Origin of the sequence: uncultured Chloroflexus sp., assembly GCF_937951745.1 — a bacterium.
Taxonomy (GTDB): Bacteria; Chloroflexota; Chloroflexia; order Chloroflexales; family Chloroflexaceae; genus Chloroflexus.
Map to the genome: position 1 here is coordinate 1 of NZ_CALFBQ010000042.1, position 17,713 is coordinate 17,713.

Annotated in this window: 12 protein-coding genes; 10 read left to right on the plus strand and 2 right to left on the minus strand. The window is 59.1% G+C overall.

From position 1 onward, the window contains the following. Positions 1-273: 273 nt before the first annotated feature. Positions 274-1,602, minus strand: coding sequence for an acyl-CoA dehydrogenase family protein (locus Q1A59_RS10385; RefSeq protein WP_298401709.1), 1,329 nt, complete (start codon positions 1,600-1,602; stop codon positions 274-276). A 706-nt stretch (positions 1,603-2,308) separates the two neighbouring features. Between Q1A59_RS10385 and alaS the strand changes: the two genes are divergently transcribed. The 4 genes from alaS to Q1A59_RS10405 all read left to right on the plus strand — a co-directional run bounded on the left by alaS (position 2,309) and on the right by Q1A59_RS10405 (position 8,684). Then, positions 2,309-4,993 carry an alanine--tRNA ligase gene (gene alaS / locus Q1A59_RS10390; RefSeq protein ID WP_298401711.1) on the plus strand — a complete coding sequence of 895 codons (2,685 nt, stop codon included), beginning with the start codon at positions 2,309-2,311 and terminating at the stop codon, positions 4,991-4,993. A gap of 521 nt (positions 4,994-5,514) precedes the next feature. Then, a complete protein-coding gene (locus Q1A59_RS10395) occupies positions 5,515-7,548 on the plus strand; it encodes a hypothetical protein (protein WP_298401712.1) in 2,034 nt (677 codons plus the stop codon). A 72-nt stretch (positions 7,549-7,620) separates the two neighbouring features. Continuing rightward, positions 7,621-8,076 (plus strand): Holliday junction resolvase RuvX, encoded by a 456-nt coding sequence (ruvX, locus tag Q1A59_RS10400; protein ID WP_298401714.1) that lies wholly within the window; start codon positions 7,621-7,623, stop codon positions 8,074-8,076. Between the two features lie 164 nt (positions 8,077-8,240). Beyond that, entirely contained in the window at positions 8,241-8,684 is a 444-nt protein-coding gene (locus tag Q1A59_RS10405; RefSeq protein ID WP_298401716.1) for a GNAT family N-acetyltransferase, read from the plus strand. A 26-nt stretch (positions 8,685-8,710) separates the two neighbouring features. Here the strand turns inward: Q1A59_RS10405 and Q1A59_RS10410 are convergent, their stop codons facing one another. Continuing rightward, positions 8,711-9,010: a DUF507 family protein gene (locus tag Q1A59_RS10410; RefSeq protein ID WP_066789688.1), complete on the minus strand. Its 300-nt coding sequence runs from the start codon at positions 9,008-9,010 to the stop codon at positions 8,711-8,713. A 415-nt stretch (positions 9,011-9,425) separates the two neighbouring features. Here Q1A59_RS10410 and Q1A59_RS10415 point away from each other — a divergent pair, with 415 nt between their 5' ends. The 6 genes from Q1A59_RS10415 (at position 9,426) to glpK (ending at position 17,534) form a co-directional block, all read left to right on the plus strand. Next, the gene (locus tag Q1A59_RS10415) at positions 9,426-10,610 is read left to right on the plus strand and encodes an acyl-CoA dehydrogenase family protein (protein ID WP_298401721.1); all 1,185 of its coding nucleotides are present in this window, start codon (positions 9,426-9,428) and stop codon (positions 10,608-10,610) included. Positions 10,611-11,185: 575 nt separating this feature from the next. After that, positions 11,186-13,063: a sigma-54-dependent Fis family transcriptional regulator gene (locus Q1A59_RS10420; protein WP_298401723.1), complete on the plus strand. Its 1,878-nt coding sequence runs from the start codon at positions 11,186-11,188 to the stop codon at positions 13,061-13,063. A 458-nt stretch (positions 13,064-13,521) separates the two neighbouring features. Next, on the plus strand, positions 13,522-14,256 hold the full coding sequence (locus Q1A59_RS10425) for an MIP/aquaporin family protein (RefSeq protein WP_299644948.1): 735 nt from the start codon (positions 13,522-13,524) through the stop codon (positions 14,254-14,256). Positions 14,257-14,290: 34 nt separating this feature from the next. Continuing rightward, on the plus strand, positions 14,291-15,289 hold the full coding sequence (gene dhaK, locus Q1A59_RS10430) for a dihydroxyacetone kinase subunit DhaK (protein ID WP_298401727.1): 999 nt from the start codon (positions 14,291-14,293) through the stop codon (positions 15,287-15,289). A 57-nt stretch (positions 15,290-15,346) separates the two neighbouring features. Beyond that, positions 15,347-15,991: a dihydroxyacetone kinase subunit DhaL gene (gene dhaL, locus Q1A59_RS10435; RefSeq protein WP_298401729.1), complete on the plus strand. Its 645-nt coding sequence runs from the start codon at positions 15,347-15,349 to the stop codon at positions 15,989-15,991. A gap of 46 nt (positions 15,992-16,037) precedes the next feature. Further along, complete coding sequence (gene glpK, locus Q1A59_RS10440; RefSeq protein WP_298401731.1) at positions 16,038-17,534, plus strand: glycerol kinase GlpK; 1,497 nt, start codon at positions 16,038-16,040, stop codon at positions 17,532-17,534. Positions 17,535-17,713: the final 179 nt, after the last annotated feature.

Here is a 17,713-nt window from a genome sequence, read left to right on the forward strand (position 1 = left end):
AACAGCACGACAATGGTCTGCCAATCAACATCTCTGACCGGCTGCTGCTGCACATCGGCGCCAGCGCTGCGGAGCGCAGTTACAAGGGCCTCACGTTCGTCAGGTGAGCATTCAAGCGTAAAGTTGAGATCGCGGTTCATAAGCATTTTTACCTAGCGTGAACGTAGGACGATTGTAGCATACGGCAATGTGAGGGGCAAGGATGCAGAGGCAATATTCTGTTAAAAGAAGCTACGGCTCTACTGTTTCTACGCCCTTACGCTCTTACACCCATCACACAAACGCCGACATGCCGGTAATCGCCCGCCCAACGATCAGCGTATTCATCTCGTGGGTGCCTTCGTAGGAATAGAGTGCTTCGGCGTCGGCAAAGTACCGTGCGACTTCGTGTTCGAGCAGAATGCCGTTACCGCCAAACACAGCGCGAGCCAACGCCACCGTTTCCCGCATCTTTTCGCCACAAAAAACCTTCGCGAGCGAGGCGTGCTCGTGGCTGATCGTCCCATTGCGCGCTGCAATCTGGCTCATACGCAGGCACATCGTCTGCATCGCCGTCACATTCGCCAGCATCTGCACCAGACTGTTCTGCACCAACTGAAAACCGCCAATGGGCCGTCCGAATTGCATACGTTGCTGAGCGTATGCCAACGCCTTCTCATACGCCCCCATCGCCACTCCGGTCATCGCCCACGCAACCGCGGCGCGGGTGATCGCCAGTTGGCGGGCGATGCTGCGGAAGCCGCCCACATTCGGCAGCCGGTTGGTTTCAGGCACGCGGCAATTGACCAGCCGGATGTTAGCGTTCTGCACTGTGCGCAGGGCGATCTTGCCTTCCAGCCGTTCAACCTCGTAGCCCGGCGTGCCACGCTCGACAATGAAGCCTTGCACTTGGTTGTTGGATACGTCGCGCGCCCAGATAATGTTGAGATCGGCGATCGGCGCATTTCCGCTCCACTTCTTGGCGCCGTTGATCACCCAGTGACCGCGCTCAAAGCGGGCGGTAGTAGTGAGACCGGCGGCGGTCGCCGAGCCGACATCGGGTTCGGTCAGCGCCCACGAACCAATCAACTCAAAGCGCTGCATCGGCGGCAACCAACGCTGCTTCTGTTCGTCCGAACCAAAGAGGTCAATTGACCCCATACACAAGCCCCAATGCACGCCAAAAAAGGTGTAGATCGAAGGATCGACCCGCGCAAGCTCCATACAAGCCACGCCGGTCAACACCGGGCCGAGCGCGTCGATAGCGTAAGGCCGGGTGCCGAAAGTTTCAGCGACGAGGCGGGCAAAACTCGGCACAATCTCGTGTGGAAACTCGCCGCGCTCCCAGTAGCCGTTGGCCAGCGGGCGAATTTTCTCTTCCATATATGAGCGGATCTTCTGCTGGATCACCCGCTCTTCGGGCGAGAGTTCACCCAAAATATCGAAGAAATCGCTATTGATCGGCGGCACGCGCTTAGGCCGCCGTTTGGCGGTAATACTTTTTAGCAAGAGACCAATCTCTTGCGGAGTAACGCCGCGTAAGGCGCGAAAGGTGTCAACAAGCGGGAGATTCACCTGCTGCATGATGCGGGTGAGGCTGGCCGGAAGAGATACGAGCGCCATAAATGCCTCCTGTTCAACATTGAGCGACGGGCAACCCCATTGTTGCCGGATATGACTTCGAGCAGGGAAAAGAATGACGCAATGCGTCACAACCAGTGTAACACACCGTGACCTAAGTGTCAATGAACATGGGACAGACACAGCAGGGGCGCAGGAGGGGCGCAGTATGCTGCTCCCCCTACCCCCGGCCCCTCCCCCACACGGGGGAGGGGGGATGGTCTCCTGTAGAGCGGCATTCATTCCGCTCCCAACAACCTGCTCGGGGCGACAGAGACCCCCCCGGTTCCACAAAGGCGAACCACCGGTTTGCCCCTACCATGTCCGCACATTCATGGTGGGCGAAATGAATTCGCTCTACGGTGAGTGTGCGCAGTGTCTCGTAAGGCGGAATGTCTTCCGCTCATATCAATCCACTGTGAGTGCGCTACGCCCGCCCCTCCCTCGTGGGTGACGGCCCCCCACGAGGGGGTTCCCTGCACCACAGCCGCACCGCTCCTACCGGCCTGCCCTTCATCTTCCATGCCAAAACGGTTGACGGTCGCCGCCACAATCGTCTACAATAGCGCGAGGAAGAGGTTTGTTGCGTCAAATTGTTGGTCGGGCGAGGGTACCACTCATTCGCAAGAGATTTCATTCGCACACGCACTCTTTGCATTACGGATAGCAGTACCCAACCCTCTACCGTTGAGAATATAGGCGCCATACTATGCAAAAACTGACCGCCGCGCAGATTCGCGAAACATTTATTTCGTTCTTTAAGCGTCATGGCCATACCCACGTGCCTAGCTCGTCGCTAGTCGTTGCCGATGATCCGACATTACTATTCGCTAATTCGGGTATGGTGCAGTTTAAAGATGTCTTTCTAGGGCGTGAGCAACGTCCGTATACCCGTGCCGTCACGGCGCAGAAGTGTTTGCGCGTCAGCGGCAAGCATAACGATCTCGAAGAGGTTGGCCCCTCGCCACGCCACCATACCTTTTTTGAGATGTTGGGCAACTTTTCCTTCGGTGACTATTTCAAGGCCGAGGCCATCCGGCTAGCGTGGAAGTTGTTAACCGAAGAATTTCAGTTGCCGGTAGAGCGGCTGTGGTTTACGGTCTTCGCCGGCGATGACGAAGTGCCGCCTGATGATGAGGCTGCCGAGTTGTGGATCGCACAAGGAGCCGATCCGTCGCGGGTGTTGCGTTTTGGTCGTAAAGACAACTTCTGGGTGATGGGCGATACCGGCCCCTGCGGCCCCTGCTCGGAAATTACGATGTACATTGGCGATGACTTAAGCCAGATGCGCGCCGAGGGGGTAAACTCCGACGATCCCAATTACGTCGAAATCTGGAATAACGTGTTTATGCAGTACGACCGCGCCACGATGCAGCCGCTGCCGCGCCCTTCGGTTGATACCGGCATGGGGCTTGAGCGGATGGCGATGGTGATGCAGGGGGTGCATAGCACGTATGAAACCGATCTGTTCGTAGCGATTATCAATCGGATTATCAGCACACGCGGCAGCGACGAGGCCCACTATCAGGCCCACCGCAGCGCCTACCGCGCGATTGCCGATCATGCGCGGGCGATTGCATTTTTAATCGCCGATGGCGTGCTGCCGGGCAATCTGGGCCGAGCCTATGTGCTGCGCCGGATTTTGCGTCGCGCTGCCTATCAGGGCCGCACAATCGGGTTTGAGCGTCCGTTCCTCGCTGAAGTCATCACAGCGGTGATCGAGCAGATGGGTGAGGCCTACCCCGAACTGCGTAAGCGGCGCGAGTTTATCCTCAGCGCCGCCGATCAGGAAGAGCGCCAGTTCTTGCGCACGCTCAGCGGTGGTATTACCCGGCTGAATGCGGTAATCGAGCAGGTACGCGCTCGCGGTGAGACGGTGATTCCCGGTAACGATGCGTTTGTGTTGAAAGACACCTACGGCTTCCCGCTCGATCTGACCCAAAAGATTGCTGCCGAGCAGGGGTTGGCGGTTGATGAAGCTGGCTACGAGGCGGCGATGGCCGAGCAACGCGCTCGTTCACGCGCAGCAGCGGCCAGTAAGCGCGGTAGTGAAGCTGAGCTGTGGGCCGAGTTGGATTTGCCCAATTCCCACTTCACTGGTTACGAGCGGCTGAGCGACCGGGCGACGGTGATCGGGATGCTGGCTGATGGCGATGCGCTGACCACTGCGCACGCTGGACGGCAGGTGCAGATTGTGCTCGATACCACGCCGTTTTACGCCGAAAGTGGCGGTCAGGTCGGCGATACAGGTTTGCTGGTTGGGCCTGAAGGATCGGTGCGCGTGGAAGACACTCGCCGCCCGCTGCCCGGTCTGATCGTTCATTATGGCCGGGTGGTTGATGGCACAATCAGCGTGGGCGATCAGGTGCAAGCAACAGTCGATATGGTGCGGCGGGCCGATATTCAGCGCAACCACACCGCCACCCACATGCTCCAGCGCGCGTTGCGCGATGTGCTTGGCGAGCATGCGGCGCAGGCCGGCTCGCTCGTCGCGCCGGATCGGTTGCGCTTCGACTTTACCCACACGAAGCCGGTTGACCCCGAAGAGTTGCGCGAGGTTGAGCGACGGCTGAATGCATGGGTACGGGCTGACGCTGCCGTGCGCTGGGAGATTACCGGCTATCAGGATGCGATGGCACGCGGCGCAATTGCCCTGTTTGGCGAGAAGTATGGTGACACGGTACGGATGGTGACCATCGAGCGCGGTAACGGGTTCGATAACGGTGAGTATGCTTCACGCGATAGCCTTGAGTTGTGCGGCGGCACCCACGTCAATCGTACCGGCGAGATCGGGTTTGTTCGTCTGGTCAGCGAGGGAAGTATCGGCAGCGGTATTCGCCGCGTCGAGGCGCTGACTGGGCGCGGCGCTGAGGTGTGGGTGGAAGAGCAGGCGCAAGTGCTGCGCGATCTGGCGGTGCGAATTAATGCCCAACCTTCCCAGTTGGCCGAGCGGATCGAAGCTTTGTTGGCCGAGAACCGACAGCGCCGGCAAGAGCTGGAAGCGCTGCGTAGCAAGCTGGCGCGTGAACAGCTCGACACGTTGTTGAACCGGATACAGACGATTTCCGGCGTACCACTGCTCGCTGCCGAGGTCGAGGCCGATACCGTCGAGCGATTGCGCGAGATGGGCGAGTATCTGCGTGACAAGCTGGGCAGCGCGGTGATTGTGCTCGGCGCGCAGATTAACGGCAAGCCGCAATTGTTGGCCATGGTGACCGCCGATCTTGTCCGGCGCGGGTTAAACGCGGTGCAACTGGTCAAGCCGCTGGCGGCGATCGTCGGTGGCGGCGGCGGCGGCAAGCCTGAAGTTGCCCAAGCCGGCGGGCGCAATCCCAACCAGTTAGCTGCGGCGATCAACGCCGCTGCCGGTGTGCTAGCCGAACAGGCGGGGTGAGGGGAATAGCCACAAAGACACACAAAAAGCATGACAAATTTCAATAATTTTTGTGAGTGTTTTTACATAGCCATTCTCCCCGTTCACGGGGAGGGGTAAAGGGTCACAGAGCGGCATAGTCATAAAAACCTGCAAACAAGCGCCAAAAAGATGTTCATTTTGTGCCTTTTGTCGCTTTTCATGGCTATTCTCCACCCTCCCCCGTTGGGGGAGGGGCTGCGGGTAAGGGCCATATGCCAGTCGGAGTAAGGACGAACGTGCGAGCATCGAGCCGAATAGCCACAAAAAGACGCAAAAATAGTCTATTTTTGTGCCTTTTGTCGTTTTTCGTGGCTATTCTCCACCCTCCCCTAGCGGGAGAGCAGAGGTGAGAGCCAAGAAGTGCTGTTTCGCGCCCTGACTACATGTTCATAAACCATCTCGCGTGGTAGACTAATACCGTGAGTGATAGAATAACGTTGACGCATTGCCGCAGCGTCCCTCTTCCTGAACGCGGGGAAAGGGGCCGGGGGTGAGGGGCTATGATCACCGACGAGACAGCGATTGTCCTTGCGCTACCCGATGATACCGCCGAGTCGCTCATGGCGCGGGTACGAGCCACCCATGCCGCCAACGTGCAGATCTTGGCCCCCGAAGGCGCCAGCTTCCTCCAGCGCGTCGCCGGCACCGATGCACTGCGCGAATTGGCGACGGCTGCCGGTATTGCCCTCACGATCATTAGCTCCGACCCGGCCATCCTCAAAGCGGCCCGCCAGAGCCGGCTGACCACGATCGAAGTCACCGGCGCGCACGTGCAAGCACCGGTGCCTCCCCCGCCACCTGCCAGCGAAGACCTGCCGGCTGAAGATCTCGAATTTCTGGCCGCACTCGATGAACTAGCCGGTACTGGTGCCATTGACGATCTAGAGCTGTTTGAAACCGCGAAACCGGCGCCGGCCGAAACCCGTCCGATTGCAGCACCGGCAACACGGCCTATTCCAACAACAACCAGCGGCACGGCAACGCCGCCAGCCCAAGCGATGGGTGACGATGACCTAGAGTTCTTCGACGCGCTTGACGATCTGGCTGCCGCCTTCGAGCAAGAGCGTACCGGTCCACCACCGCCGCCAATCCCGTCAGCCCGTGAGGCATCGCGCCAACCACCACGGGTGCGGCCTGAAGATATTCAACTCTCAGAGGCTGAAGTGGCGCGGGCAAGCCAGATCGGACAGCGGAGCGATGCTGATCGCGCTCAGCGTACCTTTGCCCAACCACGACGCGAGCTAACTGATATACCACCACCGATTGCGGCGCCGCGCAGCGCACCTCGATCCCTTCTTCGGCAACAATCGTGGCTCAGATGGATATTGGCGGCACTCTTTATCGCAGTCATAGGACTCGGTGTTTGGCAGGTAGCGACAAGCAGTGTAACCATCGTGGTGCGCTTGCCGGCGCGTGAAACAACGCCAATCACCGGCTTGGCACTGCCAATGATCCCGGTCACCTCAGCAGCGAACAGTAGCGCCGTTGCGGCTGAACCGCTCGGAACGACGGTCGCTATCAGTCTGCGCGGTGAAGTGACGGAAGGCGTGATGACACCGGTTAGCAGTGCGCAGGGAACGATCATCCTGCGTAATCTGAACACACAGCCGATAGTCATTCCCGCAGGAAGCGAGTTCGTTGCCTTCGGGCCGAACGATCAGCCGATTCCCTTCTTCAGCGAGGCTGATGTTACAGTACCGGGTGCAGTGACCTCGAATCTTGGCAATCAGATCATCACCACGCTCGGCGAAGCGCAAGTGCGCATTATCGCTCGCTCGCCGGGCAGCGCCTCAAACATTCCCGCAAATACTATTCGCGAACTGCGCATTCCCGGCGGGCCGACGATTAATCTCACCAGCGGCGTGCTGACGATTGTGCATGATGCAATCGGCGGCGGAACCGATGAAGAAGTGTTTGTGATTAAAGAGAGCGATGTACGCCGCTATTTGGCCGAAGCGTTGACCCGGCTCGACCAAGAGGCGCGCCGGCAGCTTGATGGGCTGGCATTAGCCCGCAATCTCCGCCTCGAACCGACCACCGTCTCGCCGAGCCGGGCCGAGCTAGAGCAATTAGCCGGCTTCGAGCAGATGGTCGATCCGCCGATAGGTACGTCTCTGCCGAAAGACAATCGCTTCTTTACCTTGACCGTGCAAGCGAACTACAGCGGGCTGGCGGTCAGCGGCGATCCGGCCAGCTTCCAGCGCCAATTGGCTGACGCGTTTAATGCCCAACTGATCCAAAACGGCCAGTTGCGTCCGGGTGATTGCCGGGCCGCGGTGATCAATGGCTGGCGTTGGGATGGCGCGACCCTGCGCGTTGATGGTGCAGTGGGGCCAGACCCGGCCTGCGGCAACGAGCTTGATCCGGCAACACGCGCGGCGGTGCAGAATGCGGTATTAGGCCGCACCCGCGTCGAAGCTGAAGCAGGCTTGCAAGCGTTAGTGGTCAGCGGGAGACTGGCCGGCTTTACGCTACCGCCAAACGTTGATCGCTTCCCCGGCTGGAGCTGGCAGCTCCGGCTTCGGATTGAGTGAGGAGAGCAAGTTGCAGGTACGGCATGTTCTGCGCCATCGGCGTCCGCTGTGACCTAACCATATCCGGCCAACGTGAATACAACCAACGAACAGACCATCCTAGGGCTAGATGTCGGTGAACGGCGCATCGGCGTGGCGATCAGCGACGCCAGCGCCCGTATCGCCGCACCGTTGACCACCATCGCCGCTCACCCGCCCGAACGGGCCATTGCCCAGATCGCCCGGCTCGTCGCCGAGCGCGGCGTTACGCAGGTGGTGGTGGGATTGCCGCTAACTATGCGCGGTGAACACGGCCCGCAAGCCGTTGCGGTGCAACGCTTCGCCGATGCGTTGGCTGCTGTGCTTACCTGCCCGGTCGAAATGTTCGACGAGCGGCTGACCAGCGTCGCTGCCGAGCAAATGTTGCGCAATCTCGGCTTCAAACCGGCTAAGATCAAAGCGCAGATTGATCAGGTCGCCGCGTCAATCATTTTGCAAGACTATCTCGATGCCAAGGCGCAGAGTGAGCGAAGGCGCAGAGACGGTTAGACGCAGAGGTTGCAGAGACCGTTAGACGCAAGACGCAGAGGTCGCAAAGGACTTTAAGTATGGTGCAAATTTACATTAGATCAATCTCAAATATCTTTGCGACTTTGCGGTAGAATCCGTTGTGCTTTTACCTTCTTTGCATCTCTGCGTTAAAGTCAGAACGTATGAACTACTCGATTCGCCCCATCAGCGCCGCCGCAACCCGGCCCCTGCGCCAACAAATCCTGCGCCCACACCAAGCGATTGACGAACTCGTCTATCCCGGTGACGACCACCCCCTAGCGTTACACGCTGGCGCCTTCGTTGATGAGCAGCTCGTGGGTATCGCCTCATTCGCCCCAGAAGATTTCGCTGAGATACCGGCCCGTGCGGCGTGGCGACTGCGCGGCATGGGGGTCTGGCCCGCCTTTCGCCGGCAGGGGATCGGCCAAGCGTTGCTCCAAACCGGGATCGAGCATGTCCGGCGTCACGGCGGCGACATGATCTGGTGCCATGGCCGCACCAGTGCGTTACCGTTTTATCTCACCGTTGGTTTCGTAACCCACGGCGGAGAGTTCGTCGTGCCGCACACTGGGCCGCACTACATTCTGCTCTACTGGGTGAGATAACGCGATGAAACAGCAGCGAAACACCACTATAACACATACCCCCGCTTGCGCGCTACCTCTTCTTTATGCTTGCGGAAGAGAATATCGCGCTCGGTGCCCTTGATCTCGCGGCTGTAGGTCGCCAGAATTCGCTCAACTTCAGCGTCGATCTCCTCTTCGATCTTCAGATCGGCCACAATCGCATCATAGATTGCCTTGACCCGCAACGCGCGGCCATCGCTAGGGCGCTGACCCGGACGGTCGCGGTAGGCTAAGAGACCGCGCTCGGCCAATTCGTCGTGCAAGCGCTCGGCAATCCGACGCACTTTATCTTCACTGAGTCGCATAGCTCACCTCGATCTCGACGATCATCGTGCTGCTTCTATTGTACACGAAAGGGCGGCGACGCTATCGCCTGTTCCCCCGTCATTGCGCGCCGCTCCGCGGTGCAGCAATCCCCCCCGCGAACACGGAGTCACCCCGCTCAGGCATGCTTCCCGCTGGAGCGGGAGATTACTGCGGTTGGGCGCACCTAGCGCGGCTGGTTCAGGCCGCTCCTTCGCAATGACAGGCGATCACGCCCCGGCTTCCCCGCCGTCATTGCGCGCCGCAAGAACGACACCTCTCGCACTGCTAGCAGATACCTCCTGCACCTTTGGGCAGCGTTTCCTTAACCCACCCCTCTAACCGCATACTGCATCGCGAGATGTGCTATAATCTATTACGCAGTGCGTCATAACGTTCATCTATAGGAGGCGACCAATGACGATCGCAAGCGAGCGCGGGATAGACATCTTCCATTTCGACGATCTCCTTACCCCGCGCGAGCGCGCCCTTCGCGATAAAGTGCGCGCGTTTTGCAACGAGCATGTATTGCCGATTATCAATGACTATTGGGAGCGGGCCGAATTCCCGTTCGAGCTGATCCCGCGCATCGCCGAGCTTGGCATTGTTGGCGGCACTATTCAAGGTTACGGCTGTCCGGGATTTACCAGCGTCGAAGTTGGGCTGATCGCCGCCGAACTTGCTCGCGGTGACGGCAGCGTCGGCACCTTTGTCGGCGTGACCAGCGGCTTGGCGATGGGAGCAATTGCTGCTTGTGGTTCGGAAGAGCAGAAGCAGCGTTGGTTGCCAGCAATGGCCCGGCTGGAAAAGATCGGTGCCTTTGCGCTCACCGAACCGCACGTCGGCTCTGATGCAGCGCACATCCGCACTACCGCCAAGCGGATCGATGGTGGCTATTTGCTCAACGGTGAAAAGCGCTGGATCGGAAACGCCACCTTCGCCGATGTGATCGTGGTGTGGGCGCAAGATGAAGAGACTGGACGGATCGGCGGCTTTCTGGTTGAAAAGGGTACGCCGGGCTATCAGGCGACCAAGATCGAGGGCAAGATCGCTAAGCGTTCGGTGATCAATGCCGACATCAAGCTGGATAACGTCTTCGTGCCCGAAGCGAACCGCTTGCCATTGGCACGCTCGTTCCGCGATACGGCCAACATTCTCAAAAACACCCGCTACGGCGTAGCATGGGAAGCGGTCGGGCACGCGCAGGCCGCGTATGAGCTTGCCCTCGACTACACATTGCAGCGCGAACAGTTTGGCCGCCCGATCGCCGGCTTCCAGTTGGTGCAGCAGAAGCTGGTGCAGATGCTCGGCGATTTGACGGCGATCCAGTTGATGGCGTGGCGGTTGAGCAAGCTGCGTGACGAAGACGAAAACCAGATCACCGAGGGTATGGCCTCGTTGGCCAAGCAATACTGCGCCGGCAAGGCGCGCCAGATCGTGGCGCTGGGGCGTGAAGTGCTCGGCGGCAACGGCATCTTGCTCGACCGGCACATTGCCCGCCATTTCGCTGACATCGAAGCGGTCTATACCTACGAAGGCACCAACGAGATCAACACGTTGGTCGTCGGGCGCGAGATTACTGGGATTGCGGCGTTTGTGTAGCTATATTCATGGAGCGCGGCAGTCAAACTGCCGCACTCCATATTTCACCACAGAATTTCTACACAAAGCCAATTCTTTACCCGCGCATTACTGGCGCATCACCCGTAATCAACCAATACACGATCCTGCCCATGTAGAGCAGAATCTCATTCAAAACCGCCTAGCCAAACCTGCCACACCTAACGTTTTACAACGGATTGCGCCAAGAAGATAATGTCTGACATGTTATTCGGCGAGGCCGAAACACGCTGCACTGGGCAGATCATCACACTGTTGCATCTTAGCGCGGATGGCAAAGAATGAGAAGCAGACCCTAGAAACCGTAAAACGACGCTGACAGCCTCACGAGCAACATTATTGGTGCAGGATCTTATCCATAATTCCGACCTTTCGCCAACTCGTCAATTCATGTATCTGAATAGCGAATATTGCGCATAAGCGGATCCTCAATCGTCTCCAGAACCAACAAGACCGGCTCACACCGAGCGAGGCTAGGCAAGCAGTGCCATGTCAATGCAATCGATAATTCTCTTCGCTTATAATATACATAGCTGGAAGATCTCGCGAGGTGTGCGATGCCAACATCTTCACTCCCGCCAATTCAGCGATCATGGGCGCGCTGCCAAGCGCACGGCCTTGATCTGGCCAGTCCGCCACAGACAGGGCCGGTCAATCTGGCAGGGTGGAGCCATCTGCAAGCATTGGCCCGCTCATCGATCGAAGATCTCTACCAGCTTAGCGATCACCCCGGCTTTGCGGTGGTGATTTGCGACGAGCAGTGTACGATCATCGACCTTGCCGGCGACAGTACGGTCATCGAACGAGCGCAGCGATACGGTATCGGCTATGGCATTAGTCTGACGGAAGAGGTCGCCGGCACTAACGCAATCGATTTGGCGCTGCGTGAAGCGTTGCCTTGCCAGACCAGCGGCGACGAGCACTATTGCAATTGGTTGAAGCCGTTTGCGCTAGCAGCAGCCCCGATCTTCAGCCCGGATGGCAGGGCATTAGGTGCGCTGGCCATTCTTACCCTAGCCGAAGCCTACCACCCCTACGCGCTTGGAATGGTGATTGCCGCAGCGCAAGCGTTGCACAGCCAACTCCGTGCCGAACGGCTGCTCAACGAGGCCAATGACCAACTGAGCGAACTGTACGCCACACTTGATACGATCAACGAGGGACTGATCTTCGTAGGGCCGCACGGTGAGATTCGCCGGCTAAGCCGGCGGGTGGCGAATATTCTCGACATCAATGTGCGTTCAGCCGCGGGCCGGCCGCTCGAGAGCGTTATTCCGCCACCGCCGGCGATTGCTGCGGCTCTTCACAGCCTGAGCACGCTTGACGAACAAGAAATCATCTGGCAAACCCCTACCGGCGCGCAGGCAGTTATCTGCGGCGTGCGCCCGGTTTGGGATCGCAGCCGGCGGTATTTGGGCAGTGTCATTACGCTCCGCCCAACCGAGAGCGTGCGCCAGCTCGTGCAACAGGTCGTCGGAGCGCAAGCAACCTTTACCTTTCGCGACATTATCGGTCAGAGTGAGGGTATGCGGCAGGCTTTGCGGCAAGCGCGGATCGCTGCCGCCGGGCGCGGAGCGGTGCTCTTGCGTGGCGAAGCCGGTGTTGGCAAAGAGATCTTTGCCCAAGCGATCCATAACGCCAGCAACCGTGCTGGCGGCCCCTTTGTGCGGGTTTCATGCGCTGCGATCCCACGCCAATTGCTTGACAGCGAATTGTTCGGGGTTGAAGGAACCGACCGGCAACCGGGCCGGCCGGGCAAGCTCGAACTGGCCCATGGCGGCGTTATCTACCTCGAAGCGATTGATGCGCTGTCGTTTGATCAGCAAACGAGCTTGCTGCGTGCCATCGAAATGGGGCGAGTGATCCGATCAGGCGGCGCGCGCCCTGTCCCGATCGATGTCCGGCTGATCGTCACTGGTCATGATCTCGAACAACTGGTACAAGAAGGTCGCTTTCGCGCCGATCTGTATGCCCGGCTGAGCGCGTTTGTCGTTGACATTCCACCGCTGTGCCAGCGTGGTGATGACATTATTTTGCTGGCTAACCACATGGCGCAACGGCTCAGCGAACAGTTGGGCCGGCCGGTGGCGCTTGATCCTGATGCGCTCGCTGCGTTGCGCGCTTACCCGTGGCCGGGTAATGTGCGTGAATTGGAAGTAGTGCTGGAACGGATGGCGCAAACTGGCACCAAGAGCGTCTTGACTGTTAACGATTTGCCGCCGGCAATTGCGCGCCATGCCACTCCGTTGACGATAGCGGATAGCCCGCGACTGGCGGAAGTGCAAGAGTTGAGCGAGCGCGACGCGATTATCCGTGCTATCCGCACCGCTGGCGGACGCTTGGGCCGGGCAGCAGCCTTGTTAGGGATTAGCCGGGCCACCCTCTGGCGAAAGATGACTCGCTACCACATTTCACGTGATGATTTGACGCCGTGATGACGTTTCAACATTGAAACACTTTTGCATGATGCACAGCCTCTTCACAGCTTGACGTTCCTTCACCCGCTTTGCTACGATACCAATTACAGGGAACTCGACCCAACCACGAAACGAAGAGGGATGATGGCATCCTAGCCGCGGTCGAAACGTGATGGCAAGCGCACAACGGCGCTTGGCAGGAAACGTGTGTGCATTGCACGGTGCAATGCATCGTGTCGCTCATAGAGAGAGTTGGAAAGGAGGTGCGCAGGGCGGGTCGCCGCACACTGCCGACAGCGCAGATGGTGCGCACGCCCAGTTCAGATGCGCCGGCACGCCACGTTGCGCGTGCAAGTTGGTTATGCTTCGCTAACCGTGAGTCATGATTGGCGCGCATCACGTTCTCTGGTTGAACGCCGGATCAAGGTTGATTCGCAAGAACTGGTTCCGTTTGTGTTGCAAGGAGGAGACCCTCTATGCCTGCGTCCTTTCTGGGCGAAGTATTTGGCACCATGGTGCTGATTCTGTTTGGCAATGGCGTCGTAGCCAATGTATTGCTGACGCAATCGAAGGGCAATGGTGGCGGTTGGATCGTCATTACTGCCGGCTGGGCATTTGGAGTGATGAGTGGCGTATTCACGGCTATTGCCCTAGGCAGCCCCGGCGCTGACCTCAATCCAGCGGTAACGATCGCAGTGATGCTGCGCGGCGGCTACGATGTTGGTACTGCTGTAATGCACATTATCGCCCAATTCATTGGCGCGTTCATCGGCGCAACCCTCGTTTGGCTGACTTACCTTTCACACTGGGAAGTCACCAAAGACCCCGGCCTCAAGCTGGCCTGTTTTAGCACCGGCCCGGCGATCAGCAATCCGGTGAACAACATCATTACCGAAGTGATTGGCACCTTCGCGCTGGTCTTCATTATCTTCGCCATCTTCAGCGCCAACGGCGCCACCAGCGGCAGCCCGGCCAGCGGCCTTGGCCCGTATCTAGTGGCGGCTTTGGTTTGGGGTATTGGTCTATCACTCGGTGGCCCCACCGGGTATGCGATCAACCCCGCGCGCGACCTTGGCCCGCGCATTGCCCACTTTGTATTACCGATCGCCGGCAAGGGTGACAGCAACTGGGGTTATTCGTGGGTGCCGGTAGTTGGCCCGCTTATTGGTGGCTCAATCGCGGCACTGCTGGCAGATGTGCTGGGCATGTAACGGCTGTTAGTCTTCACGTTAGGGGAGGAAGCCTGTGAAGAAGTTGATCAACGCACCGGAGAACGTCGTTAAAGAGGCGCTGGCCGGGATGGCGATCGCTCACGCAGACCTGATTGATGTGCATTTCGATCCCGATTATATCGTGCGCAAGGGTGCGCCGCACAACAAGGTCGGCGTGATTTCGGGCGGTGGTTCGGGTCACGAACCGATGCATGGCGGTTTTGTCGGCTACGGCATGCTCGATGCCGCCTGCCCCGGCGCGGTCTTTACCTCGCCGGTGCCCGATCAGATGCTGGCCGCGACCAAGGCGGTCAATGGCGGCAAGGGTGTACTGCATATCGTCAAGAACTACACCGGCGACGTGATGAACTTCGAGATGGCTGCCGAATTAGCCGCCGCTGAGGGGATCGAGGTGGCCAGTGTGGTAACGAATGACGATGTGGCGGTGGAAAATAGCACATGGACGGCTGGCCGCCGCGGAGTCGGCGTGACGGTGCTACTCGAGAAGATCGTCGGCGCCGCTGCCGAAGCTGGCGCTGATCTGGCCACCTGCAAGGCGATTGCCGAACGGGTCAATGCCAACGGGCGCAGCATGGGCATGGCCCTGACGCCGTGTACGGTGCCGCAGGCTGGTAAGCCGGGCTTCGAGCTGGCCGAAGATGAGATGGAGGTCGGCATTGGCATCCACGGCGAGCCGGGCCGCCGCCGTGAAAAGATCGCTCCCGCCCGCGACATCGCCGAAATGCTGGCCAGCCCCATCCTCGACGACCTGCCGTTCAAGAGCGGCGATGCCGTGCTTGCCTTTGTCAACGGTATGGGTGGCACACCACTGATCGAACTCTATTTGATGTACAATGAATTAGCACGCATCCTCAAGGATCGCAACATCACCATCGCTCGATCGTTGGTGGGAAGCTACATCACCTCGCTTGAGATGGCCGGCGTCAGCTTCACGTTGCTCCGCCTTGACGACGAGATGGTCAAGCTTTGGGATGCGCCAGTGCATACGCCTGCGTTGCGCTGGGGTATGTAAGTAGGTGGAAGACCACGGCGGGGCTAAGCCCCGCCGCCAGACTGACGTAGGGGAACCATGCAGATCACCGCCGATCATGTCACAAGCTTTCTTCAACTGGTAGCCGAACGGGTCAAAGAGCAGCGTGAGTATCTGACACGGCTCGATGCGGCGATTGGTGATGCCGACCACGGTGTGAATCTCGACCGCGGCTTTAGCACGGTCATGAGTAAACTACCCACGGCAACCGATCGCAGTATCAGTGGTCTCTTGAAATTGACCGGTATGACGCTGATCTCGACCGTTGGCGGGGCCAGCGGCCCCCTCTACGGCACTGCCTTTCTCCGCGCCGGCACGGCGATCGGCGACCGGGCCACGATCGGCGCCGAAGAGCTGATCGCTGCCCTCAGCGCTGCCCTCGAAGGCATTCAAACGCGCGGCAAGGCAACCCGCGGCGAAAAGACGATGATCGATGCAATCGCGCCTGCGGTCGATGCGCTGAAAGAGCAGTATGCAGCAAGCGGTGATCTGCTGGCGGCTATGCGCGCCGCAGTTGCCGCCTGTGAACAGGGCATGATCGCAACCGAACCAATGTTAGCGACGAAGGGCCGCGCGTCGTACCTCGGTGAACGCTCGATTGGCCATCGCGATCCGGGGGCGGCGTCTGCGTTCCTGATGGCGCAGGCAATGCTCGCCACCCTCGAACGCGCCGCCCAAGGATAAGTTCGCATGCCACTTGGTATGCTTGGAGACAAAGGAGTCTGTCCTCATGGCAAAGTATGCCGCTGCAATTGATCAGGGAACGACCAGCACCCGCTGTATGATTTTTGACCACAGTGGCAATGTGGTCTGCTACGACCAGAAAGAGCACGAGCAGATTTATCCCCGCCCCGGTTGGGTTGAACATAGCCCCGACGAGATTTGGGAGCGCACCCAGAGCGTGATCCGCAGCGCGCTCAATAAGGGCGGCTTGAGCGCGAGTGATATTGTTGCGGTCGGTATCACCAACCAGCGCGAGACGACGGTGGTTTGGAATCGCAAAACGGGCCGCCCAGTCTACAACGCGATTGTCTGGCAAGACACCCGCACCGACCAGATTTGCAACGAACTGGCGGCTGATGGCGGCCAAGATCGCTTCCGCGCTAAGGCCGGCCTACCGCTGGCAACCTATTTCTCTGGCCCCAAGATTCGCTGGATTCTCGATCATGTGCCCGGCACGCGCGAAGCGGCTGAGGCGGGTGATGTTGTCTTCGGCAATATTGACACCTTCTTGACGTGGTGGCTCACCGGCGGCCCCGATGGCGGCGTTCATGTCACTGATGTGACGAATGCCTCACGCACAATGCTGATGAACCTCGAAACCCTTGATTGGGATGACGAGATCCTTGGCATTATGGGTATTCCGCGCCAGATGCTGCCCAAGATTGTGCCGTCGAGTATGGTCTATGGCACGGCCACCGGCGATTTGGCTGGGGTGCCAGTGGCCGGTATCCTTGGCGACCAGCAGGCCGCGATGGTGGGCCAGACCTGCTTCGATGCCGGCGAGGCGAAGAACACCTACGGCACCGGCTCGTTTATGCTGCTCAATACCGGCACCAAGATCGTGCCATCGAAGAGTGGCTTGCTGACTACCGTCTGCTATAAGTTCGGCGACCAACCCGCTGTCTACGCGCTTGAAGGTTCGATCGCGATTACCGGCGCTCTTGTGCAGTGGCTGCGCGATAACCTTGGCTTGATTACCTCGTCGGCTGAGGTAGAGGCGCTGGCTAATCTGGTCGAAGATAACGGCGGCATCTATTTCGTGCCCGCCTTCTCCGGTCTGTTCGCCCCCTACTGGCGCTCAGATGCTCGCGGCGTGATTGTGGGCTTGACTCGCTACGTCAACAAAGGCCACCTCGCCCGCGCCGTGCTCGAAGCTACCGCCTATCAAACCCGCGAAGTGCTTGATGCGATGGAGCAAGATTCAGGGGTGAAGCTAACTGCACTCAAGGTCGATGGCGGCATGGTCTACAATAACACCTTGATGCAGTTCCAAGCCGACATCCTCGGTGTGCCGGTGATCCGGCCCAAGGTGGCCGAAACGACGTCGCTCGGCGCGGCGTATGCCGCCGGCCTTGCCGTCGGCTTCTGGTCGAACACCGACGAGATGCGGGCCAACTGGGGCGTGGATCATACATGGACGCCGCAGATGGATGAAGAGACCCGCGCTCGCCTCTATCGCGGTTGGAAGAAGGCAGTGACCCGCACCTTCGATTGGGTGGAGTAGTGCTGGGGAGCACGCTTCTCGATGCACGCAACGCCGCCAAGCAGTTTGGTTGATGCATAGTGGTGCGTAACCCGCACGATGGTGTTATGATACCGTCATCGGTTATGTACCGCCCGTCCTGCGCGGCAGTGTCTGTTTAATGCGACAAGACCGGCGGGAGCAATCCTGCCGGTTTTGTT